This window comes from Streptomyces sp. NPDC048504 (genome assembly GCF_043200035.1).
Taxonomy (GTDB): Bacteria; Actinomycetota; Actinomycetes; order Streptomycetales; family Streptomycetaceae; genus Streptomyces.
Genome location: NZ_JBICXA010000001.1, coordinates 421,797 through 442,842, shown reverse-complemented (window position 1 = coordinate 442,842; position 21,046 = coordinate 421,797). Strand labels below are relative to the sequence as shown.

General features: G+C 67.7%; 18 protein-coding genes, 1 tRNA gene and 1 pseudogene. 9 read left to right on the top strand and 11 right to left on the bottom strand.

The window, feature by feature from the left end; genetic code table 11:
• The first annotated feature begins 32 nt into the window (after positions 1-32).
• The 5 genes from ACGFY9_RS02065 to ACGFY9_RS02045 all read left to right on the top strand — a co-directional run bounded on the left by ACGFY9_RS02065 (position 33) and on the right by ACGFY9_RS02045 (position 7,474).
• The gene (locus ACGFY9_RS02065; protein WP_393751002.1) at positions 33-2,324 is read left to right on the top strand and encodes a (Fe-S)-binding protein; all 2,292 of its coding nucleotides are present in this window, start codon (positions 33-35) and stop codon (positions 2,322-2,324) included.
• Positions 2,325-2,529: 205 nt separating this feature from the next.
• Complete coding sequence (locus tag ACGFY9_RS02060) at positions 2,530-2,931, top strand: hypothetical protein (protein ID WP_393751001.1); 402 nt, start codon at positions 2,530-2,532, stop codon at positions 2,929-2,931.
• Positions 2,932-2,992: 61 nt separating this feature from the next.
• A complete protein-coding gene (locus ACGFY9_RS02055) occupies positions 2,993-3,385 on the top strand; it encodes a hypothetical protein (RefSeq protein ID WP_393750999.1) in 393 nt (130 codons plus the stop codon).
• 1,447 nt (positions 3,386-4,832) lie between these two features.
• Positions 4,833-6,329 carry an FG-GAP and VCBS repeat-containing protein gene (locus ACGFY9_RS02050; protein WP_393750997.1) on the top strand — a complete coding sequence of 499 codons (1,497 nt, stop codon included), beginning with the start codon at positions 4,833-4,835 and terminating at the stop codon, positions 6,327-6,329.
• Between the two features lie 116 nt (positions 6,330-6,445).
• The gene (locus tag ACGFY9_RS02045) at positions 6,446-7,474 is read left to right on the top strand and encodes a Yip1 family protein (protein ID WP_393750995.1); all 1,029 of its coding nucleotides are present in this window, start codon (positions 6,446-6,448) and stop codon (positions 7,472-7,474) included.
• Positions 7,475-7,577: 103 nt separating this feature from the next.
• Here the strand turns inward: ACGFY9_RS02045 and ACGFY9_RS02040 are convergent, their stop codons facing one another.
• Together ACGFY9_RS02040 and dcd are read right to left on the bottom strand one after the other, a co-directional pair.
• A complete protein-coding gene (locus ACGFY9_RS02040; RefSeq protein WP_393750993.1) occupies positions 7,578-8,075 on the bottom strand; it encodes a phosphoribosyltransferase in 498 nt (165 codons plus the stop codon).
• 2 nt (positions 8,076-8,077) lie between these two features.
• On the bottom strand, positions 8,078-8,653 hold the full coding sequence (gene dcd / locus ACGFY9_RS02035; protein ID WP_393750991.1) for a dCTP deaminase: 576 nt from the start codon (positions 8,651-8,653) through the stop codon (positions 8,078-8,080).
• 561 nt (positions 8,654-9,214) lie between these two features.
• Here dcd and ACGFY9_RS02030 point away from each other — a divergent pair.
• From ACGFY9_RS02030 to ACGFY9_RS02015, 4 genes are all read left to right on the top strand, one after another.
• Positions 9,215-9,285: transfer RNA gene (locus tag ACGFY9_RS02030), tRNA-Gly, on the top strand.
• A 312-nt stretch (positions 9,286-9,597) separates the two neighbouring features.
• Entirely contained in the window at positions 9,598-9,831 is a 234-nt protein-coding gene (locus tag ACGFY9_RS02025; protein ID WP_381245451.1) for a hypothetical protein, read from the top strand.
• Positions 9,831-10,223, top strand: a complete 393-nt coding sequence (locus tag ACGFY9_RS02020) for a type II toxin-antitoxin system VapC family toxin (protein WP_200679579.1) — start codon at positions 9,831-9,833, stop codon at positions 10,221-10,223. The genes ACGFY9_RS02025 and ACGFY9_RS02020 overlap by 1 nt, the downstream gene beginning before the upstream one ends.
• A 1,142-nt stretch (positions 10,224-11,365) precedes the next feature.
• Positions 11,366-12,772 (top strand): restriction endonuclease, encoded by a 1,407-nt coding sequence (locus tag ACGFY9_RS02015; protein WP_393750989.1) that lies wholly within the window; start codon positions 11,366-11,368, stop codon positions 12,770-12,772.
• A gap of 406 nt (positions 12,773-13,178) precedes the next feature.
• On the opposite strand, the gene ACGFY9_RS02010 is transcribed toward ACGFY9_RS02015, so the two are convergent.
• The 9 genes and pseudogenes from ACGFY9_RS02010 to ACGFY9_RS01970 all read right to left on the bottom strand — a co-directional run bounded on the left by ACGFY9_RS02010 (position 13,179) and on the right by ACGFY9_RS01970 (position 21,023).
• Positions 13,179-14,021: a hypothetical protein gene (locus ACGFY9_RS02010; RefSeq protein WP_393750987.1), complete on the bottom strand. Its 843-nt coding sequence runs from the start codon at positions 14,019-14,021 to the stop codon at positions 13,179-13,181.
• Between the two features lie 11 nt (positions 14,022-14,032).
• Positions 14,033-14,695, bottom strand: a complete 663-nt coding sequence (locus tag ACGFY9_RS02005) for a hypothetical protein (RefSeq protein ID WP_393750985.1) — start codon at positions 14,693-14,695, stop codon at positions 14,033-14,035.
• 213 nt (positions 14,696-14,908) lie between these two features.
• A complete protein-coding gene (locus ACGFY9_RS02000; RefSeq protein ID WP_393750983.1) occupies positions 14,909-15,487 on the bottom strand; it encodes a GNAT family N-acetyltransferase in 579 nt (192 codons plus the stop codon).
• A 119-nt stretch (positions 15,488-15,606) separates the two neighbouring features.
• Positions 15,607-16,038, bottom strand: a complete 432-nt coding sequence (locus ACGFY9_RS01995; protein WP_393750981.1) for a hypothetical protein — start codon at positions 16,036-16,038, stop codon at positions 15,607-15,609.
• Positions 16,035-16,812 (bottom strand): annotated as a pseudogene (locus ACGFY9_RS01990) (IS5 family transposase). The gene ACGFY9_RS01995 and the pseudogene ACGFY9_RS01990 overlap by 4 nt, the downstream one beginning before the upstream one ends.
• A 228-nt stretch (positions 16,813-17,040) precedes the next feature.
• On the bottom strand, positions 17,041-18,045 hold the full coding sequence (locus tag ACGFY9_RS01985; RefSeq protein WP_393750979.1) for an NADP-dependent oxidoreductase: 1,005 nt from the start codon (positions 18,043-18,045) through the stop codon (positions 17,041-17,043).
• 434 nt (positions 18,046-18,479) lie between these two features.
• Entirely contained in the window at positions 18,480-19,052 is a 573-nt protein-coding gene (locus ACGFY9_RS01980) for a TetR/AcrR family transcriptional regulator (RefSeq protein ID WP_393750977.1), read from the bottom strand.
• A 137-nt stretch (positions 19,053-19,189) separates the two neighbouring features.
• Positions 19,190-20,107, bottom strand: coding sequence for an alpha/beta hydrolase (locus tag ACGFY9_RS01975; RefSeq protein WP_393750975.1), 918 nt, complete (start codon positions 20,105-20,107; stop codon positions 19,190-19,192).
• A 313-nt stretch (positions 20,108-20,420) separates the two neighbouring features.
• A complete protein-coding gene (locus ACGFY9_RS01970) occupies positions 20,421-21,023 on the bottom strand; it encodes a TetR/AcrR family transcriptional regulator (RefSeq protein ID WP_393751763.1) in 603 nt (200 codons plus the stop codon).
• Positions 21,024-21,046: the final 23 nt, after the last annotated feature.

Genomic DNA, 21,046 nt, shown 5'->3' with positions numbered 1-21,046 from the left:
CATGACCCCTCGCAGGCCCGAGGAGCCCTGAAATGCAACTCGCCGCGATCATCGTGTCGCTGGTTCTGATCGTGGTCGGTGTGGCGCTGTTCGCCCGCGCCGTCCTGCAGATCTACACCTTCATGCGACTCGGCCAGAACGTGCCAGCGGGCACCCGCACCGACGAGCCCGTGCAGCGCACCGTCACCGTGGCCAAGGAGTTCCTCGGCCACACCCGGATGAACCGCTGGGGTGTCGTCGGCGTCGCACACTGGTTCGTGGCGGTGGGCTTCTTCTCGCTGCTGCTGACGATCGTCAACGCCATTGGCCAGCTCTTCCAGGCCGACTGGCTGCTGCCGGTCATCGGCGAATGGGCGCCGTACAACGTCTTCGTCGAGTTCATCGGCACGATGACGGTCCTCGGCATCCTCGCCCTGATCGTGATCCGCCAGCTGAGCAAGCCGAACCGCCCGGGCCGCAAGTCCCGCTTCGCCGGCTCGAACTTCGGCCAGGCGTACTTCGTCGAGGCCGTCATCCTCATCGTCGGCGTCTGCATCTTCATGCTGCACGCCCTTGAGGGAGCCCAGCACCACGTCGACGCCTACGAGGCGTCCTTCTTCATCTCGTACCCCGTGGTGTCGGCCCTGCGGCACCTGGACGTCTCCACGCTCCAGAACCTCACCTACCTCTTCGCCGGCGTGAAGATCGCGACCTCCTTCATCTGGATGATCACGGTCGCCCTGAAGACGGACATGGGCGTGGCCTGGCACCGTTTCCTGGCGTTCCCGAACATCTGGTTCAAGCGGAACGCGACCGGCGAGACCTCCCTCGGCGCCCTGCTCCCGATGACGTCGGGCGGCAAGCCGATCGACTTCACCGACCCGGGCGACGACGACGTCTTCGGCGTCTCCCAGGTAGAGCAGTTCTCCTGGAAGGGCCTGCTGGACTTCTCCACGTGCACGGAGTGCGGCCGCTGCCAGTCGCAGTGCCCGGCGTGGAACACGGGCAAGCCGCTCTCCCCGAAGCTCCTGATCATGTCCCTCCGCGATCACGCGCACGCCAAGGCCCCATATCTGCTGGCGGGCGGCGGCAAGTCGATGGAGGGCGAGGAGAAGGCGACTGAGGAGCAGTTGAAGGACGTCCCCGCGGCGGCTCTCGCGGAGGCGGAACGCCCGCTGATCGGCACCTTCGAAGAGAACGGCGTCATCGACCCGGACGTCCTGTGGTCCTGCACCACCTGCGGCGCCTGCGTGGAGCAGTGCCCGGTGGACATCGAGCACGTCGACCACATTGTCGACATGCGCCGCTACCAGGTGATGATCGAGAGCGCGTTCCCGTCCGAGGCCGGGACGATGCTCAAGAACCTGGAGAAGAAGGGCAACCCCTGGGGCCTGGCGAAGAAGCAGCGCCTGGAGTGGCTCAAGGAGGTCGAGTTCGAGGTCCCGGTCGTCGGCCAGGACATCGAGGACCTGTCCGAGGTCGAGTACCTGTACTGGGTCGGCTGCGCCGGCGCCCTGGAGGACCGCGCCAAGAAGACGACGAAGGCCTTCGCGGAACTCCTCCACATCGCGGGCGTCAAGTTCGCGATCATGGGCGGCGACGAGAAGTGCACGGGCGACTCGGCGCGGAGGCTCGGCAACGAGCCCCTGTTCCAGGAGCTCGGCATGGAGAACGTCATGGCCCTGAACATGGCGTTCGGCGAGGAGCTGGACGACGACGGCAAGGTCGTGGCGGAGTCGGCAAAGCCCAAGTCGGCGAAGAAGATCGTCGCGACGTGCCCGCACTGCCTGAACACCATCGGCAACGAGTACCCGCAGCTCGGCGGCGACTACGAGGTCATCCACCACACCCAGCTGCTCCAACACCTGGTGGACGAGGGCAAGTTGATCCCGGTGACGCCGGTGGAAGGTCTGATCACCTACCACGACCCCTGCTACCTGGGCCGCCACAACAAGATCTACACGCCCCCGCGCGAGATCATCGCCAGCGTCCCCGGCCTGCGCAACGAGGAGATGCACCGCCACAAGGAACGCGGCTTCTGCTGCGGAGCCGGCGGCGCGCGCATGTGGATGGAAGAGCGCATCGGCAAGCGCGTCAACAACGAGCGCGTAGACGAGGCCCTCTCCCTGAACCCGGACATCGTGTCCACGGCCTGCCCCTTCTGCCTCGTGATGCTGACCGACTCGGTCAACGGCAAGAAGAACGATGGCAAGGCCAAGGAATCGATCCAGGTGGTCGACGTGGCCCAGCTCCTCCTGGACTCGGTCAAGAAGCCGTCGGACGACGAACCCCCGGCAGGCGCCTCGGAACCGGAGAACGCCCCGGAGCCCCAGCCGGTGAAGTAACCAGCCAGTCTCCTACGACGATGCCCCGCCCCCTCGCTGAAGGGGTGCGGGGCATCGTCGTACCGTCCCCCGGTCCCGGCCCGTGGTGTAGCGCGCTACACCATGCATCCGGGAGAACGGTCCCTCGTGACGGCGAGTCCGCGACGGAATCGTAGAGGCCAGAGACAACACCCTCTCTCCTCCGATCCCCGCCGAAGGAAATCCCGTGAAGTCGCTGCTCGCCACCGTGAAGTCGTTCGTCGCCAACCTGCTGCTGTGGTCGTTCTTCGTCGGCGGCCTCGCCGCGAGCACGGCCTCCGGGGCGGTGCTGGACGGTACGGCGAAGAACGCCGCCACCTACGCCGGTATCGCCGTCTCCCTCCTGGCCGGCTCGCGCATCGCGAAGAAGCCGAAGATCAAGGCGTTCCTGTCGAAGCGGTCGACGCTGTGGTTCCTGTTCCTCTTCAACGGGGGTGTGGCCGCGTTCTGCTACCTCTCGATGGACGGCGTCAAGGGCATCGCGACGGCGGCCGGGATGGGTCTGGTCTCCCTGGGCGCGGCGGGCGGTCTGCTAGCGGGCCGCCGCGAGCAGACCGCCAAGGCGCGACTGGAAGAGCCCTGGGCCTGACCCCGACCCGATGCCCCCCGCAGCCCCCTCCCCCAGGCAGAACTCACCCCGAAGGACTTCCATGCCCACGAACCGCCACCGCATCCGCATCCGCATCCGCCGTACGGCCACCCTCGCCACCACAGCCGCGGCCATAGCCCTCACTGCCGGACTACTGACGGCCTGCGACCCAACCGACCCCTCCGACGCCTCCGACGCCTCCGACGCCTCCAACTCCCTGAACTGTCTGAAGAACTGGAACACGATCTCCGACAGCCTCAGGGCGATCCACGACGACGAATCCATCGCCAAGATCGACGTCAACTCGGACAACACCAAGGTCGACAAGGCGGTCGACAACCTCAACAAGGCGATCTCCGACTACAACAAGGCCATCCTGAACGGCGACACGAACCCCGACTCCAGCAAGATCGACGCGGCGGCGAGCGAACTCAAGGACGTCTGCACGTCGTAAGACACGACGCAGGGAAAGCGGACGCGGCTTGGTACGCAGCCGTTGGGCCACTCGCTTCTTGGCCAGTGTCGGGCTTCCACGGCCCGAGTAAAGGGCGCTCCCTGCGGTCGCGTCGCCTGCGGCGATGGCCCTGCGGGCCACCCTTGACTAGGGCCGCTCCAGCCCGTTTCAGAAGCGAGCGAGCGGCCCGAAGGAACGGGTGGCCAGGTAGGAACCCCCTCGCCTGTACTGCGTTGGTGGCCGGTGCGGAGGGGCGCGTTCGCGTCTCGCCTGCACGCCGGGCGGGCTCAGCGGCCAGCGGTGGGTGGGTGGTTGCTGGAAGCCGGTGGTAAATCTAACCACCTTCGCTACCTTTGACCGGTTAGAAAAGACCCCAGCCTCCAAAGATGCCAGGGCCAGGCCAGGACCAGGGCAGGGGGCCGAGGGTGGGTGGGCCGGAGAAGTGTGACACCACCCTCTCGACTGTCACATTCCTACGGATGCCATATTTCTACGGACCGGATGCCGCCCGGGGAGTGCCAATTGGCAGACGAGGGCGGTCACCACCCAGGCCAGCACCCACGCCCACGGCCAGAACTGCCAATCACCCAAGCTGTCCGACATACAAGCGAGACACGAGCGCGCCCCCCCCACCCCGGCCCCAAGTCCCGATACACGCCCGTGCCCCAGAACCGCCCCCCCACTACTCACCCCTCGCCTCCGGCCACGAACTCCCCAGCACCCCTCCTCGCCCCCTGCCCCTTGACCTGTTGGCGTCTCGCGCAGCAAGCCCCCACCGGCCGACAGGCGCCAAGCCGACCCGGCGTGCGGGCGAGACGCCAACGCGCCACCCCCGCCCCCGACCCGGCCCCCTCTGGAAGCCGGGGTCATTTCTAACCGGTCAAGAGTTGCGACGGTGGTTAGTTTTACCCCCGGCTTCCCGCAACCACCCACCCACCGCTGGCCGCTGAGCCGAGGCGGCGTGCTGGCGAGACGCGAACGCGCCCCCACGCACCGGCCGGCAGCACAGTTCAGGCAAGGGGATGGCTCCCTGGCCACCCATCCCCCTGGGCCGCCCGCTCGCTTCTCCAACGGGATTGCGGGAGACGAGTCAAGGGTGAAGCGCAGCGCAATCGGCGTAGCCGACGCGACCGCAGGGAGCGCCCTTTACTCGGCTCCCGCAATCCCGACACTGACCAAGACGCGGGCGGCCCAACGGTCACCTCACAACGTCCGCAAGTGTCAGCTCAGGGCGGCAAGTCGAACCCCAGCAGTTGTCATCGCCGCACCCGCCCCAAGAACCCCGCCCACCTCCGAAGCCACGTACAACCTTTACGCACCACCACAGGTCTCCTGATCGCCAACCACCCGTGAAGCCAGGGACAACGCCCGGCAAACACGGATGGTCCGCACCCCATCGACGCGGATGCCCGCCACGCATCCCCCGCATGCCGCAGGAGAACCCCGCATGCACCAGAAGCACCACCCGCACTTGCGCCTCGCCCTCGCGACGGCCGCCGCGGCCGCTCTCACGGGCGGTCTGCTCACGCTCTCGGCGACGACGGCCACCGCCGCCGACTCGTTCAAGGTCGCGAAGGCCGACTTCAACGGCGACGGCTACGGCGACGTCGTGGCCTCGGCCCCCGGCGCCTACGTCAGCGGCCACGCCAACGCCGGCCAGATAGTCGCGCTGTACGGCAGCGCCACCGGCGTGACCTCGGCCAAGCGCTCGGTCATAAGCCAGAACTCCGGCACCGTGCCCGGCACCGCCGAGGCCGGCGACTGGTTCGGCGGCGCGACGGCGTACGCCGACTTCAACGGCGACGGGTACGACGACCTCGCCGTGGGCTCGCCGAGCGAAAAGGTCGGCACCGACACCGACGGCGGCGCCCTCGCGATCCTGTGGGGCTCGGCGAGCGGCCTCACCGGCAAGAGCAGCGACGTACCGGACCCGGCCGTCTCCTCGCACGACTACTGGGGCCTGTCCCTGGCGGCCGGCGACTTCGACGGCGACGGCAAGGCGGACCTGGCGGTGGGCAGTTCGGCCGCCACCCTCTATGTCTACAAGGGCGGTTTCAGCAGCTCCACCGGCAGCCCCGGCGGCCGTTACACCGTCAAGCCCCCGATCCAGCCCGGCAGTTCGGGCTTCCCGTACGGCCCGGAGCAGCTCACCGCCGGTGACGTGAACGGCGACGGCCGTACCGACCTGGTGGTCGACGGCTACGAGACGCAGACCGACAACGGCTGGAACACCAACTACTACCTGCCCGGCAGCGCGACCGGCCTGAGCGTCACGGGCGTCAAGACCCTCAAGCCCGGCATCGTCACCGGCATCGGCGACATCAACGGCGACGGCTACGGCGACATCGTCACCGGCGCCGACTGGGACGCGACCACCAGCAGCGGCCAGACCATCCCCGACGCCGCGAACGGCGGCAAGGCCAGCATCACCTACGGTTCCGCGTCCGGCCCGGCGTCGACCACCGGCATCACCCAGAACACCGGGAACGTGCCCGGCAGTTCGGAGAAGGGCGACGGCTTCGGCTGGGACCTGGACCTGGGTGACGTCAACGGCGACGGCTACCAGGACCTCGTGGTCTCCACCCCGGCGGAGGACCTCGGCAGCGTCTCCAACGCCGGCATGGTCACCGTCATGTACGGCTCCGCGAGCGGCATCAACACCTCCACCGGCCTCCAGTCCTTCGCCCAGAGCACGGCGGGTGTCCCCGGCACGGACGAGAAGAACGACCTGTTCGGCGAGGACGTCAAGCTCGACGACGTCAACGGCGACGGCAAGGCGGACCTGATCATCGGCCAGGCCGAGGACGGCGGCGACGGAGCGGTGACCTACCTGCCCTCCACCGGCACGAAGATTGGTACGACCGGGTCCCGCGCCCTCTCCGTGACCTCGGTGGGCGTCTCCACCTCGGGCACGGCCCAGTTCGGCTCCCTCTTCGCCGACTAGGACCCGCCCCGGCCTGCACTTCTTCTCCGCCGGGCCCGTGCCGACCGACCACCACGGCCGGCACGGGCCCGGCCCCTGTCACCCCCTCAGGGCTCCCACCGGGCTCCCCTTAGGGGATGTCACAGCTCGGCAGCAAAGCCCCGTCCGAAACCCCCGGCCCGACACGCGTCTCCGTGGAACCAGGTACGTTCGATGACGTGGCTGGATTCAGGATCGGACGCGGCGGCCGGGACGGCAGGGCCCCGCAAGCGCGCCCTCAACAACCTCCGTACGGGCAGCAGGCGCCCCCGGCGCCGCAGGGACAGCCGTACGGCTATCCCGCGGCACCGCAGCCGTACCCGCAGCAGCAACCGCAGTACGGAAGCCCTGCGGGCGGCGGCCGGCAGTGGTCCCAGGGGAACGGCGGCAACGGCGCCTACGGCGACGAGCCGGAGTACTTCGGCGACGGCGGCGGGTACGGACAGGGCGCCCACCCGGGCACCCCGGACCCGTACGCGGCGAACAACCCGGGCAGCACCCAGGCCTTCGCCGTAGGGGAGGACCCGTACACCCAGGGCGGTACGTACCGCGCGGGCTCGGCCCAGGCGCCCACCGGCCCGGTCGGCCCCCGCCTGCACTGGAAGGACCTGCTGAGAGGCATCGTCCTCGCCCCCCAGCAGACCTTCCTCCAGATGCGGGACTACACGATGTGGGGCCCCGCCCTGATCGTGACGTTCCTCTACGGCCTGCTCGCGGTCTTCGGTTTCGACGGCGCCCGCGCGGACGCGATAAGCGCCACCCTGGCGAACGCTGTCCCGATCGTCCTGATCACGGCCGTGGCAATGGTGCTCTCGTCCTTCGTCCTGGGCGTGGTCACCCACACCCTGGCCCGCCAGCTCGGCGGCGACGGGGCCTGGCAGCCCACGGTCGGCCTCTCCATGCTGATCATGTCCCTCACGGACGCCCCCCGCCTGGTCTTCGCCATGTTCTTCGGCGGCAACGCGACCTTCGTCCAGGCCCTCGGCTGGGCCACCTGGGTGGCGGCCGGCGCCCTCCTCACGATGATGGTCAGCCGCTCCCACGACCTCCCCTGGCCGAAGGCCCTGGGCGCGTCGGCGATCCAGCTCATCGCCCTGCTGTCGATCGTGAAACTGGGCACGTTCTAGAGGCTCTCCGCTACGACAGTTCTTCTCTTCCGCTACGACGACGAAGGGCTCCCGGTGCGCACCGGGAGCCCTTCGTCGTCGTAGGAGATACCACCGCCACCGCTCAGCCGTCGAGCACCTGGCCGGTGCGACGCACGACCGGGGGTTCGACGGACCACGGGAAGTTGATCCACTCGTCGGTGCGCTTCCACACGTACTCGCACTTCACCAGCGACTGCGACTTCTCGTAGACGACCGCGCTGCGGACCTCGGCGACGGTGTCGAGGCAGAAGTCGCGGACCAGTTTGAGGGTCTTGCCGGTGTCTGCGACGTCGTCGGTGATCAGGACCTTCTTGTCGGAGAAGTCGATCACATTCGGGACGGGCGCGAGCATGACGGGCATTTCGAGGGTGGTGCCCACGCCCGTGTAGAACTCGACGTTCACAAGGCTGATGTTCTTGCAGTCGAGGGCGTAGGCGAGGCCGCCGGCGACGAAGACTCCGCCGCGGGCGATGCTGAGGACGACGTCGGGCTCGTAGCCGTCGTCGGCGATGGTCTGCGCGAGTTCGCGCACGGCGACGCCGAACGCCTCGTAGGTCAGGTTCTCCCGCACACCGGCCACGGTCACACCTGCGTCCGGTGGAAGTTGAGGAAGGAACGGGAGGCGGTCGGGCCGCGCTGGCCCTGGTAGCGGGAACCGTAGCGCTCGCTGCCGTAGGGGAACTCGGCCGACGAGCTGAGCTGGAACATGCACAGCTGGCCGATCTTCATGCCCGGCCAGAGCTTGATCGGAAGGGTCGCGAGATTCGACAGCTCCAGCGTCACGTGGCCGGAGAACCCGGGGTCGATGAACCCGGCGGTGGAGTGCGTGACGAGCCCGAGCCGGCCGAGGGAGGACTTCCCTTCGAGGCGCGAGGCGAGATCGTCGGGGAGGGTCACGACCTCGTAGGTCGAGGCGAGCACGAACTCGCCGGGGTGGAGGATGAACGGCTCGTCGCCCTCCGGCTCCACCAGCCGCGTCAGATCCGCCTGTTCGACGGACGGGTCGATGTGGGGGTAGCGGTGGTTCTCGAACACCCGGAAGTAGCGGTCGAGGCGCACGTCGACACTCGACGGCTGCACCATGGATTCGTCGTAGGGATCGATCCGGACCCGCCCGGCGTCGATCTCGGCCCGGATGTCCTTGTCTGAGAGAAGCACGCCCCGAGGATACGCAAGACGCGCGGACCGACCACAATCGGACGGACCCGCGCGCCTGCGACTACCGCGGTACTGCTGCTACCAGTGCTGTATCCGCGGCAACTTCTACTGCTACTTCTACTGCTACTTCTACTGCTTCTCCAAGGTCACCAGCACCACACTGCGGAGCCTGGCACACCGTGGACACCTCACGAGCCGGCCGGGGCCGAGCCGCTCCGCCTGCTGCATCGGGAACGAAGCGGTACTGAACACGTGCCCATCGGCACATCGGACGACGGTGCGCTCCATCAAGTCCATGAGTCCCTTCCCCAAGAGCCGCGCCCGACTGCTGCTCGCCGGACGCCAAATGCCACATTACGGGATGAAAGGAACGACTCTCCAGGCGGCACTCCGGTCCCACCCAGACCCTCTTCCACGCCTCCACCGTACGCCCCAACTCCGGCCCGCCGCAGCCCCGTCCGCCCTACGGAACGCAGCCGCAGCCCCACGGCTTCAGCGCCGGGGACCTGACATGCGGTACAGTGACGGAGCGTTCCGACACCGGTTCAACCGGCGTTTTTCGCGGGTGTAGTTTAGTGGTAGAACATCAGCTTCCCAAGCTGAGAGTGCGAGTTCGATTCTCGTCACCCGCTCTTATTGAAGCCCCAGGTCAGCGGCCTGGGGCTCCTTCGTGGGAGGCCCTCTGTCGCATTTTCTAGCACACGAGGGTCCCTGAGATTGGGCACGCGGAGGGCACGAGTTGCTTGCCGAGGGCCACCCACTCACCACCCCGGTCGCCGAAACGCGCCACTGACCTGCTGTTTCATGGCACCCACCGCGGCAGTCCCCGATGAAAGCCCTCAGCCTGCCGTGCCCTCCGCCGGACCGGCTGGCGATTTCCATACCACGGAGGGGGCGCGAGCCTGGACCTTGCCGCGTAAGACATGTTGTCTTACATTGATTGCATGGCTGACACCATCACGATCCGCAGCGACTCGGAGACCGAGCACGCTCTCGATGTTCTCACTCATGACGGCAGTTCACGCTCGGCGGCCATCCGCCAAGCCGTACTCGAAGCCGCTCTACGCAAAGAGCGGGCTGCCGCGATGCGTCGCGCGGTCCTACGTATGCCACTCGGCGAACCGGACGGCATCGACATCGCCGCGGAGATCGCCCGCGGCCGCGAGGACGAGCGCTGATGATCTATCTCGACTCAGCCGCCGTCGTGAAACTCGTCCACGCCGAATCCGAGTCGCAGGCATTGCGCAACTGGCTCGACGAACGGGCGGAGACCGGATGGACGAGTTCGGTTCTGGCGGAGATCGAGTCATCGCGAGCCCTGGCACGCTACGCCCCGGAAGCCGTCGCCCGGCTCCACCCGGTCCTCGACCTGATCGAGTTGGTGGAGCTGGATGCCGGCATTCGCATCTTGGCCCAGACCGTGAAACCGACGACCGTACGGAGTCTGGACGCCATCCACCTGGCAACGGCTCTCCGCATCCGCTCCCAGCTCACCTCATTCGTCACGTACGACAAACGACTGGCCGATGCCGCCCAAGCAGCCGGGCTGACCGTCGACATGCCCGCCTAAGACGTCGTTGCAGTGCAGGCGTGGCCCGGACTCGACCGGTGTGCTGCTGCGGGGCAAACCCGACGCCATCACCGCCGTACTGGCCGCACTCGACGACACCCCCTTCATCGACCTCTCCGCATCCGGCGACGAGATACACGCCATCTCCTGGACCGAGCCCGGCTCCCGCGACGCCCTGGTGTTCCGTCGGCTCCCCTCTCCCCGGGCGGTCACCTCGGTGACCGCCTCCACAGTGCCCCACGTCTTCTCGGAAGCGACCGACTGGCGCCACGACGTCCTGACCGCGGCGGAACCGGCGGCCCTACAAGAGGCCGTCACCGCAACCGAGTTGGACGAGGCCGACCACGCCATCCTGGCGGAACTGCGCGACGACGCACGCGCCTCGGCCTCGGGCCGCTCGCACCAGCTACCCCGACTCCACCCTCCGACGCCGCATCACCCGCCCGACCACGGGCAGCCAGTTGCTCACCCACGTCGTCATCGACCCGAAACGGCTCGGGCTCACCATCAACGCAACATCATGATGCACGTCGCCCCGGACCGCCTCGACGCCGTCGGACGCTCCCTGGCGGCCCACCCCTCCATGCACCGAGCCCTCGCCACCACCACATCGCCGTCTGGATCCCCACACCGGAGAGTTTCTACCGATTCATCACCCACGACCAGGCCGGACTCAGCGTCACCAGCGCGGAGACCGTCATCGTCGGCCAGGCGGTCAAACGACCCGGCTCGCTCACCACCACTCGTCACGGGGCCGGGCTCTCGCTCTTCATGGCGGCCTTCGTCCTCCGGGCCACCGCACGCTGATCCAGCACTGTCTCCACCGCGATCGGGAGCCGCCGGACGGTTCAGCCGTGGAGTGGCCGGGCAGTGCACGCCAGAAGGCACCTTCGGCAAGTGCCTGCTGACGCCATCGACCTGGTACGGGATACTGCGGAACGTTGCGAACTGACGATCAATCACTGAGCTGGGGGCAAACAGTGGCGGGCGGGAACGATCCTTACGCGCGGGAACTCGCGAGGCAGGCCAGAGAGCGGGAGAAGGCCCGGAAGGCCGCCGAGGCCGAGGCCAAGCGGAAGGCTCGCGAAGAGAAGCTGGCGTACGAAGCAGCCCGCGCCCAAGAGGCTGTCGACCGTACGAGCGTGGCCGAGCACGATGCCGAGCAGCTTTCCCGGCTGCTGCGTACGTCCGTCTTGGACGGGCATCCGCTGACGTTCGAGCGGTTGAGGCAGCAGTTCACTCCCGCGCCGTTCGTACCGCCCAAGGGCCGTGCCAAAGCCGCGCCCTTGCCCAGGTGGGAGGAGTACGAGCCGCAGCCGCCACGGGGGCTGCTGGGTGCTCTCGGATTCGGACGAAAAGGGTACGACGCGGAGGTCGAAGCCGCTCGCAAGCAGTTCGACAGGGCGCTGCGAGACCACGCGCGCGACGAGAAGAAGCGCGCGGAGAAGCTGCAGAAGGCCCGCGCACAGCACGAGAAGGAAAACCGGGAGGAAGCTGCCCGGGTCGAGGCGTGGAACGCCACTCTTGAGGGGCGCCATAACGCATACCAGGACAGGGATGTCGACGCTGTCGAATGGTTCGCCGACCAGGTCCTGGCAGCCTCCGTGTATCCGCACGGTTTCCCGAGGAGCCACCAGGTCTCGTTTCGTGCGGACACCGGTGACTTGCTGATCGAGATCGACCTACCACTGGAAGACGTGGTGCCTGCGGCCCGTGCGTACCGGTACGTGAAGACCCGTGACGAGATCACAGCCGTCCCGAAGCCGGACAAGGAGCGCAAGGAACTCTACGCGTCAATCCTGGCCCAGACGGCCCTGCGTACCGTCCACGAACTCTTCGCCGCCGACACCGAAGGCGTAGTCCAGTCCGTCGCCTTGAACGGGCATGTGGCCACGATCGACCGCGCCACGGGGCGCAACGTCCATCCGTGCCTGATCACGCTCCAGGCTGATCGGGCCGAGTTCGGTGAGCTGGTCCTGACGCAGGTGGACCCGCGGGCCTGCCTGAAGCGGCTGCGTTCACTGATCTCGCCCAACCCGTACGAATTGGAGCCGGTAAGGCCGTTGGTCACGTTCGACCTGTCCAAGTTCCGCCTCATGGACAGCCTGGACGTCGTGGCCGGCCTGGACAGCCGCCCCGTACTGATGGACCTGACCCCCACAGAGTTCGAGCACCTCATCCGGCAACTGTTCGAGGCCATCGGCCTGGACAGCGTGAACACACAGCCGTCGAAGGACGAAGGTGTGGACGCGGTCGCGATGAACACGGACCCGGTCATGAAAGGGCTGTGCATCATCCAGGCCAAACGCACCAAGAACGTGGTGCCGTTCGAGACCGTCTCCGCTCTCGCCGGCGTCGTGGAACACAAGCGTGCGGCCAAGGGCATCCTGGTGACGACCTCATGGTTCGGCCGAGCGAGCGAGGGGTTCGCCAACGAGCACGGGAGGCTCGAACTCCTCGACGGCGCCAACCTGGTCCACCTGTTCAAGGAGCACATGGACCTCGACGTCATCCCGGGCCCGACGCCACCGAAGCGGCGCCCGCGGTAAGCGCCACGGGCGTCGGCCCCGCTGCCCCTGCCACCACGATCGGCTTTCAGCGCGGCATACACATCCGTAATTACGTATCCCGTTCGGCCGCGACGCCCGTGTAGTTGCCCGCTTGCGAGGTCAACCAATCGCTCCGAGGCGTACGGCTCCAACGGCCGTGCCCATAGCGTGCCCTTCAGAGCGGAAACCCACGGTCAACAGCGGTGCCAACACGCCGTCACGCCTGCCAGCCCCGAACGCATCTGCGCAGGTCAGCTGCCATGCGACCGCGCAAGCGCCGTCGTTTCCCAAGCTGAGAGTGCGAGTTCGATTCTCGTCACCCGCTCTTATTGAAGTCCCCTGGCTGACGGCCCGGGGGTTCTTTGTTGTCTAGTCCAATTCGAGGGCGGCGTGCCCTCCGTGTGCCTCAATGTGCGCTGACGAACGTCGGTCCACGATCGCGAGGCGTACCAGGATGATCGTCACGAGAACGGCGTCGGAAGGGACTCCTTGCAATTGGACCTGCGGGGTCGCCTGGCAAAGGGAGCTTCAGACCCACGATGCCTGCGGGACAGAGCCAGTCCACCAAGTCGTAGACGGCACGGCAGTAAGGGTCGTGGACGTCCTTCCGTAGGCGTTCCAACTCTCCCGACACAAGGGCCGGCAGCGCGGCGTGCGCTGCCGTCACGCCGACGACGACTGAGCCGTCCTCGTCTCGCAGAGGAAGGTCGACACCAAACGGCGGCGCGTCCTCCGACTCGGGCGTGTCCAGGTACAGACGGCACGTCGCCTCATCGAGAAGGAGGAACCCCCGCAGCCGTAGTTCTGCGGGCTCGTCCGGTGCCGGGAGGGCGGCGAAGCCCGCGGCTGCGGCGTGCAGCGCGTCCGTCAGGTGGAAGCGTGGCCGCGCCATGAAGGTGTGGACGGCGGTGGACCCGTCGAGCACGGGAATCCCGAAGGCATCACGCGGCGCCTGCTCGACCTCGCGTTCGGAGCAGTCGGCCAGTGCGCTACGGAGGGCAGCCGCGAGGTCCCCCGAGGGGATGTTCCCGCCGTGCAGGTCCGTGAGCGGCAGGTCGAAGGCGACCGAGCTGTCCAGCCGTTGTCCGTCCCATACGACGACGCGGCCGACATCGCCTCGTTGAGGGGACGTCACCACCCCGCGGACGAGCCGGGCCTCCGGTCCGAGGGCGAACGCCGTGGCGCGGCCGAGCATTTCGTGCGCCAACTGCGCCTGCAGACCGGAGAGGGCCGTCTCGTCCCACGTCATCGAATGCTCCGTCATACCCGGTGCAACGCGTCGGGGCACTTGTTGACACCCTCGCAATAGGCCGTGATCACACCGGTCTCGTCATCCGTGTCGGCGAGCTTGTACTTGTGGTCCTTGGTCTCCCAGTGGTACTGCGCGATGACCTTGACCCGGGCGAGAACGATCCCGAGGGTGTCGTAGAGCACAGCGCCGTACACCTTGCGGGTCTTCGTGCTCCCGTGTTCGGGATGCTCGTTCACCGCCGCCTTGATGGCCTTGTCATGGGCCACGAGCTTCACCACGCTCCAGTGACTGGTCGCGGCGTCATCGACTGTCGCAGCGCCGGCCGCCACGTCCGCGGAGTCCGCCTGGGAGACGGACTTGTCCGTGTCGTCGGCCACGGCGGAATCCGCCACGGAATCGGATTGGGCGACAGCTTCGTAAGTGAGCCCGTCTTGAGCGGCCTTGGCCACTCCGAAGGTCTGGACGTACTGCTCGTCGGAGGCCAGGAAAAGCTGACCCCCGTCCGCGCTCGCTGTCGTCGGGTCGTCAACAGCGCTGGTTTCCACAGTGGTTGATGACTGATCGGTGACGCCGGAAGCGTCGGCGTGCGCGGGAGCCGCTCCCAGCGTCGCGGATCCGAGCAGCACAAAAGAAGCAATTGGGCAGTCTTTGATCATCAGCGGTTCGATCACGTGAATCCGGGCCCCCGGTCCTGCCGAGCGTGACCGACCCGGCTATCCGTTTTTCAAGTGAGTCGACGCCCAGGCCAAGGGCAACGGCGTCGTCGAGGGTGGCCCGAGTGGGCGGGATGTGAGCCTTTGCCCGGTTCGTCGTTGCGTTTGGATGAGGTGCAGTGATCAGTGGTTCGGGGCGTGGGGGCGATACCGGGTGCCGGGCGATGGGACTCAGCGGGCGGGAGCCGGCTCGGACGACGGCCGCCACTCCCGCCTGAGCAGCCCGTAGACCCACGAGTCGGAGACCTCGCCGTTGACAACGCAGTCTTCCCGCAACGTCCCCTCACGCACGAAGCCGAGCTTCTCCAGCACACGGGCAGAAGCCGCGTTGCGGGTATCGGCCTCAGCCTGGACGCGATTCAGGTCCAGCGTGTCGAATGCCCACCGCAGCAAAGCGCGCGCGGCCTCGGTCGCATAACCGTGGCCCCACGCCGCATCGTCGAAGCAGTAGCCCAGCGACGCACTGCGGAAGTCCGGATTCCACCTGTTCAGGGTGCACCAGCCGATGAACGCGCCGTCGGAGACACGATCCACGGCCAGCCGCGCCCCGGTGCCTTCCTTTTCCATCTCTCGGCAACGGGCGATGAACTTCTCGGCGCGCGCACGTTCGGTCCACGGTGGATCGTCCCAGTAGCGCAGCACGTAGGCGTTGCTCTGCAGCGCGAACAGGTCGTTCGCGTCCGCGTCTTCGAAGGCACGCAGTCGCAGGCGAGCGGTGTGCAACGAGGGGGTGGGCAGCGGCGTACTCATGTTCCATCCCGTGATCGGTGGCCGATCAATCAGACATCCGATGCCGGGCACTCGCAACGGATTTTCTCGGCGGGCCGGCAGAACAACGTGAGGGGGCCGGTGGTGGGTTTGCCGGGCGGTTACGGTCGTGGCCTGTGAACAAGTCCCTGCTCGGTCTCATCGCGGATTCCGCGCCCGGTCAGGCGCTTCAGTTTGATGCGGACCTTGTTGATGTTGTTGGGCACGAGGTCCAGGTCCATCGCCTCGCACACGTTCCTCGCCCGTAGCGGAGCGTCGGCTTCGGCGAACACGGCCATGATCTGCTGGCAGGCGGGGCCGCCGGGCAGGGCCGGCTTCGGTGTGGCCGGTGCCGGGGGCGTTTCGTCGGGCAGTTCCAGGAGCGTCTTGCGGGTGATCGTGATGTGCTCGGCGGCCCGGGCGAGTCCGTCCAGCAGCGCGGTCAGCTGCTGGATCTGCTCGTGAGCGGCCTCCGCTTCCACAGCGATCTGCCGCTCGCGGACCTCCAGACGTGCCAGCAGGGCACCGAGGGGCTGCTGTGGGCCGGCGCTCACGCGCCGCGCCAGGACGGGGTGGAGGTGCCGGTCGGTCGACGGGTCATCACATCGCCTGTCGCCCAGTACACCCGGGACTCGGAGCTGGCCGGGCGGTGTTCGTGGTCGCGGACCAGCCTGCGGCGCAGCATCAGGATCCCGTTGGTCTGCTCGACTCTCCAGCGGATCGGCTGCGGGACCAAGCCGTGGTCGGCCGGGTCGCGCTCGACGACCTCCACCGCGATGCCCAGGCCGGCGCCGTGGTCGACCACGGTCTTCTTGAACCCCTGGTCCACCAGCGCCTTCGTCACCGTGGAGGTCCCCGCGGCGGCCTTGTCCAGCAATGCGGTACCGAAGGCGTTGTCATGCACGGAAGCGGCCGCACCACCACGGCGATCACCAGGCCAGCACGTCAACGGCCGGCCCCCGCTGGCGACCCGGCACCTTCCCGGCGGCGTCCCGCCCGGTCGTGGCCGCGGGTACGCACGCGGCGGCATGCAGACTCCGGGTGTCGAGCACCACCAGACTCGGGTCGGCCAAACGTCCCCGGCTCTCACGCACCTGCCAGCGCAGCGGGTCATGGATGACCTCGTCGGTGCCGTCGTCGCGCCATGTGCAGAAGTAGTACTTCACCGCGCCGGGCGGTGGCAGGCCGTGGGGCAGGTAGTCCCATGGGCAGCCGGTCCGGGACCGGTAGAGGAGCGCGTTGACGATCTCTCGCATCTCGTAGTTGCCCTGCCGGCCGCTGACGGACGGGTGCTTCGCCGTCCACGCAGTGGTCACCGGCTCGATCAGCGCCCAGCATTCGTCGGATAAATCGCTCTTGTAGGGCTTGCGGTCGCTCCCCCCGTCACTCCAGCACGGCCAAGCCCGTCGACCGGCTCCGCGTGTTCTAAGCGCAGGTCGGAGGCGCCTCCGGAGTCTCCTGGGGACAGTTGCGCCCAACCTCGTTCCCGTCAGCCGACGGCGACTGCGCGCCGGTGGATCGGGCCCGTGCCCCGGCTGAGCGGCAGTCCCGTTCCCTCACGTCATCTTGACGACGACCTTGCCGGCCTTCGCACGCCCTGCTTCGACGTACTCCAGCGCTTCTCGGATCGACTCGAACGGGAACACCGTGTCGACGACGGGTCGGATCCTGCCTGCGTCGATGAGACGGGTGAGTCCGCGCAGCTGGTCCCCGCTGGCCTTCATGAACAGGAACGAGTACGTCACGTCGCGGCGCCGGGCGCTTCGCCGGATGCGGAAACTCAGCGCGGACATCGCCAGCCGGACGAACGGATTGGCTCCCAGCTCCCTGGCGAAAGCGGCGTCGGGAGGGCCCGCGACGCTGATGACCTTCCCGCCGGGCTTGAGTACGTCCAGGGACTTCTTCAGCGTCTCGCCGCCGAGCGAGTCCAGGACGACGTCATAGTCGTGCAGCACCGTCTCGAACGCCTGCTTCTTGTAGTCGACGACGACGTCCGCGCCCAGGCGCTTCACCAGCTCGACGTTGGCCGTGCTCGTGGTGGTCGCCACGTGCGCACCCAGCTCCTTCGCCAGCTGGATGGCGATGGTGCCCAGACCGCCGGAACCCGCGTGGACGAGGACCTTCTGGCCCGGCTGAATGCGCGCCCGCTCGACCAGCACCTGCCACGAGGTCAGGGCGACCAGGGGAAGGGAGGCCGCCTCCTCCATGGTCAGCGTGGCCGGCTTGGTCGCCACGTCGTCCTGGTGCACCGCGATGAGTTCGGCGAACGTGCCGATCCGGTCCTTGTCGGGCCGCGCGAAGACCTCGTCGCCCACCGCGAACCGCGTAACGGCCGCACCCACTTCGACCACCACCCCGGCCAGGTCGCTGCCCAGGACGAACGGCACCTTGTACGGCAGGACCACCTTCATCTCCCCGTCCCGGATCATGCGGTCGAGCGGGTTGATGCTCGCGGCGTGGATCCGGACCAGCACGTCCTCCGCGCCCACCTCCGGGTCCGGCACATCGCCGACACGCACGCCGGCCTTGCCGCCGTAGCGCTCTACCGTGAAGGCCCTCATCGTCGGCTCCTCATCTCGCCCGCAAGCGGACGGGGTGCTGTTCATTCCGGACTTCGCTGGGTGGTTGGTGATTTTTGGTAGTACACGCTCTTTGGGGCGACGGGCCTCAGTCGGGGCTTTTGCTCGCGACCATTACTGAAGGGGCGAGCACCCTGGATGACGATCGCGAGTGGGGCGCGCCCGACGTTTACCTCCGCCGGCAGAACCTTCCGCGACGCTCCGCCAATTAAATTATGCTCGTAATCCTAAGCGGCCGACCGGTGGCCCGCAAGTCGACCCGCCCCTCGCAAGGGCGCCGCACTCGCGGCGGACGCGGGAACTATCGGCGAGGAATTGACGCGGCATGGGGCCGGCTGGTGCACCGCCCGGGCGTAAGAAGGGCCTCGCGGTGCCGGCCGGTGCGTTCCATGGGCACGCGGGTTCGGCCGCCTCCCTCAGCGCATGAACGCGAGGGCGTTCTCGATTCCCCGCTCAAGGACCTCATCGGCGAACTTGCGGTCGGAGAGGGCGCGGGACAGTTGCAACGCCCCCACCAACATGGTGAAGAGCCCGATGGCCTTGCCGCGGGCGGACTGCGGATCCTCAGGTGCCAGGCGGGCGGCGACCTCGTCCAGGATGTCCCGCGCGCCGTCGGTGTAGGCCTGCTTGGTCCCGTCCCCGCAGCGGCCGATCTCGTCGAGCAGGGCGGCGGAGGGGCATCCGACGCCGGGGTGGTCCCGGTGCTCAGCCGACAGATATTCGCGCACGAGGTCCTCAAGTCCCGGGCGGCCGGGCCGCAGAGTGCCGTAGCTCGTGACCTGCGTGCGCAGTTCGTCGGCCACGACATGGGCGACGAGGTCGTCCTTGGACGCGAAGTGAGCGTAGAAAGCCCCGTTGGTGAGCCCGGCGTCCGACATCAGCGTGGAGATGCCCGAACCGTCGATGCCGTCTTGCTTGAACCGACGGCCGGCCGTCTCGATGATCCGTTGCCGCGTCACCTGCTTGTGCTCCTTGGCGTAGCGCGCCACAGGGTTCCTCCATTCGCTTCGCGAGGCCATTGCGACGCACTCCACCCTAATCGATGGCCTGACGAACATAATATTAAGGGCGACCCACGCGAAGAAGGCGTCCACGGTGTCGTGGAAGCCGAGCCTCTACCGCTCGGTCAGATCTTCGTCTTCTCCCGGACCCATGCGCCGATCCGTGCGATGGCTGCGTCGGTCTCCGGAATCCGGCCGGCGCCGTAGACGTAGGAGTGCTGGCCTCCGGGGACCACCACGGTCGCCGTGTCGATTCCGGCGTCCTTGACGCGGGCGGCGAACTCCTCGTCCTCGCCGGCCAGGACCTCGTACGTTCCCCAGGAGACGAGGGTCGGGGGAAGACCGCTCAGGTCCGCCCGGTTCAGATTGATCCGGGTGTCCGTGAACTCGATGCCCGTGCCGCCGATCCAGGCGTCACGGAAGAACTCCAGCAGACCCTTGCCGAGGATCTTGTCCGTCCCGGCGTTGGCCGTGATGGTCTCGTTGGCGATCTCGAGGTCGCACCAGGGGGAGATCGACACGATGGCTCCGGGCAGCGGCTGCTTCTTGTCGCGGAGGCGAAGCGCCAGGGCGACCGCGATGAACCCGCCGATCGAGTGGCCGATCGTGATGATGTTTCCCGGCTCATATCCTTCGGAGAGCAGCCAGTTGAAGGCCGCCTCCGCGTCGTCCACCTGAGCCGGGTACTTGTGTTCCGGTGCCCGCCGGAAGTCCAGCACCAGCACGGGGGCCCCGGCGGCCTTGGCGATATGGCCGGCGAGCTTCCGGTCGACGAACGCCGACGACAGAACGGAGCCCCCGGCGTGACCGTGCAGGAGAACGTGGTCGGTGTCGGCATCGACCGGTTCGCACCAGATTCCCAGCACGCCACCCGCGTCCACCTCACGGTAGGTGACCCCTTCCGGCTCCCGGGCCGCGAGATGGACCTGCTCCGCCTGGATGCGCGCCGCGTCCAGCTCGGACGGCGGATTCGCCCCTGTGGCCAGCCATTCCGCGAACTGGATTGCTTCCGGGCTCAGTTCAACCGCAGTGCGCTCAGACATGTGGTGCCTCCATGGGGCAATTTGGGCATACAGGCCCGTAAGGACCGGTATCGCCGGGGTTTGTCAGGCGGTGTGGGTGGGGTGGTGGGTGCAGCCGGAGGGTGTGCAGGAGTTCGCTCGCGGGTGTCGCTCTCCGCGATGTCGTTGAACGGGTTTCCGGGACGGCCCCGGAGGTCGGTGCGGTCGGCGCCGATCTCGTCTGCCGGAGCGGTGGCGACCCCGCCGGCGAAGCGGATGCGGTTGTCGAGGGACCCGACGAACCCTGTTCCCTGTTCGAGCCGGCCGGCCCCGTGATCGATACGCGGTTGGCGTCTCAGCCGTGCTGCTCGGCATCCAGGAGTGCGAGGGCGTTGTGGATGCCCTGTTCGAGGAGTTGGTCGGCGAGTTGCCGGTCGGTCAGGGCGCGGGAGAGCTGAAGCGTCCCGGCCATCATGCCGAGGAGGCTGAGTGACTTCAGGCGTGCCGACGGCGGATCGTGGGGTGCCAGGCGGGCGGCGAAGCCGTCGATGAGGACCAGCGCGCCGTCGGTGTACGCCTGCCTGGTGGGATCGGTGGAGCGTCCGATCTCGTCGAGCAGGGCGGCGTTGGGGCAGCCGTCCTCGACGTTGTCGCGCTGCTCGGTGGAGAAGTACCAGTGAATCAACTGTTCGAGTCCGGCGCGGCCGGGTGCCGCCTGCGCGACGATGCTCTCGTGCTGTGCGCGCATCTGGTCGGCGACCGCGGTGGCGACGAGGTCGTCCTTGGAGGAGAAGTAGGCGTAGAAGGTGCCGTTGGTCAGGCCCGCGTCCTTCATGAGCGTGGCCACTCCGGAGCCGTCGATGCCGTCCCGCTTGAGCCGGCGACCGGCCGTCTCGACGATCCGCTGCCTTGTCTCCTGCTTGTGTTCCTTCGTGTACCGCACGAGGCGTTCCTCCATCGCGGCCGGGGCTTGCGCTCCGG

Coding starts and splice junctions, on each gene's coding strand:
- ACGFY9_RS02025 (WP_381245451.1), top strand. CDS start 9,598: ATGGCTGACACCATCACGATCCGCAGCGACTCGGAGACCGAGCACGCT.
- ACGFY9_RS02010 (WP_393750987.1), bottom strand. CDS start 14,021: ATGACGTGGGACGAGACGGCCCTCTCCGGTCTGCAGGCGCAGTTGGCG.
- ACGFY9_RS02000 (WP_393750983.1), bottom strand. CDS start 15,487: ATGAGTACGCCGCTGCCCACCCCCTCGTTGCACACCGCTCGCCTGCGA.
- ACGFY9_RS02050 (WP_393750997.1), top strand. CDS start 4,833: ATGCACCAGAAGCACCACCCGCACTTGCGCCTCGCCCTCGCGACGGCC.
- ACGFY9_RS02020 (WP_200679579.1), top strand. CDS start 9,831: ATGATCTATCTCGACTCAGCCGCCGTCGTGAAACTCGTCCACGCCGAA.
- ACGFY9_RS02045 (WP_393750995.1), top strand. CDS start 6,446: ATGTCACAGCTCGGCAGCAAAGCCCCGTCCGAAACCCCCGGCCCGACA.
- ACGFY9_RS01970 (WP_393751763.1), bottom strand. CDS start 21,023: ATGGAGGAACGCCTCGTGCGGTACACGAAGGAACACAAGCAGGAGACA.
- ACGFY9_RS02065 (WP_393751002.1), top strand. CDS start 33: ATGCAACTCGCCGCGATCATCGTGTCGCTGGTTCTGATCGTGGTCGGT.
- ACGFY9_RS02055 (WP_393750999.1), top strand. CDS start 2,993: ATGCCCACGAACCGCCACCGCATCCGCATCCGCATCCGCCGTACGGCC.
- ACGFY9_RS01985 (WP_393750979.1), bottom strand. CDS start 18,045: ATGAGGGCCTTCACGGTAGAGCGCTACGGCGGCAAGGCCGGCGTGCGT.
- ACGFY9_RS01975 (WP_393750975.1), bottom strand. CDS start 20,107: ATGTCTGAGCGCACTGCGGTTGAACTGAGCCCGGAAGCAATCCAGTTC.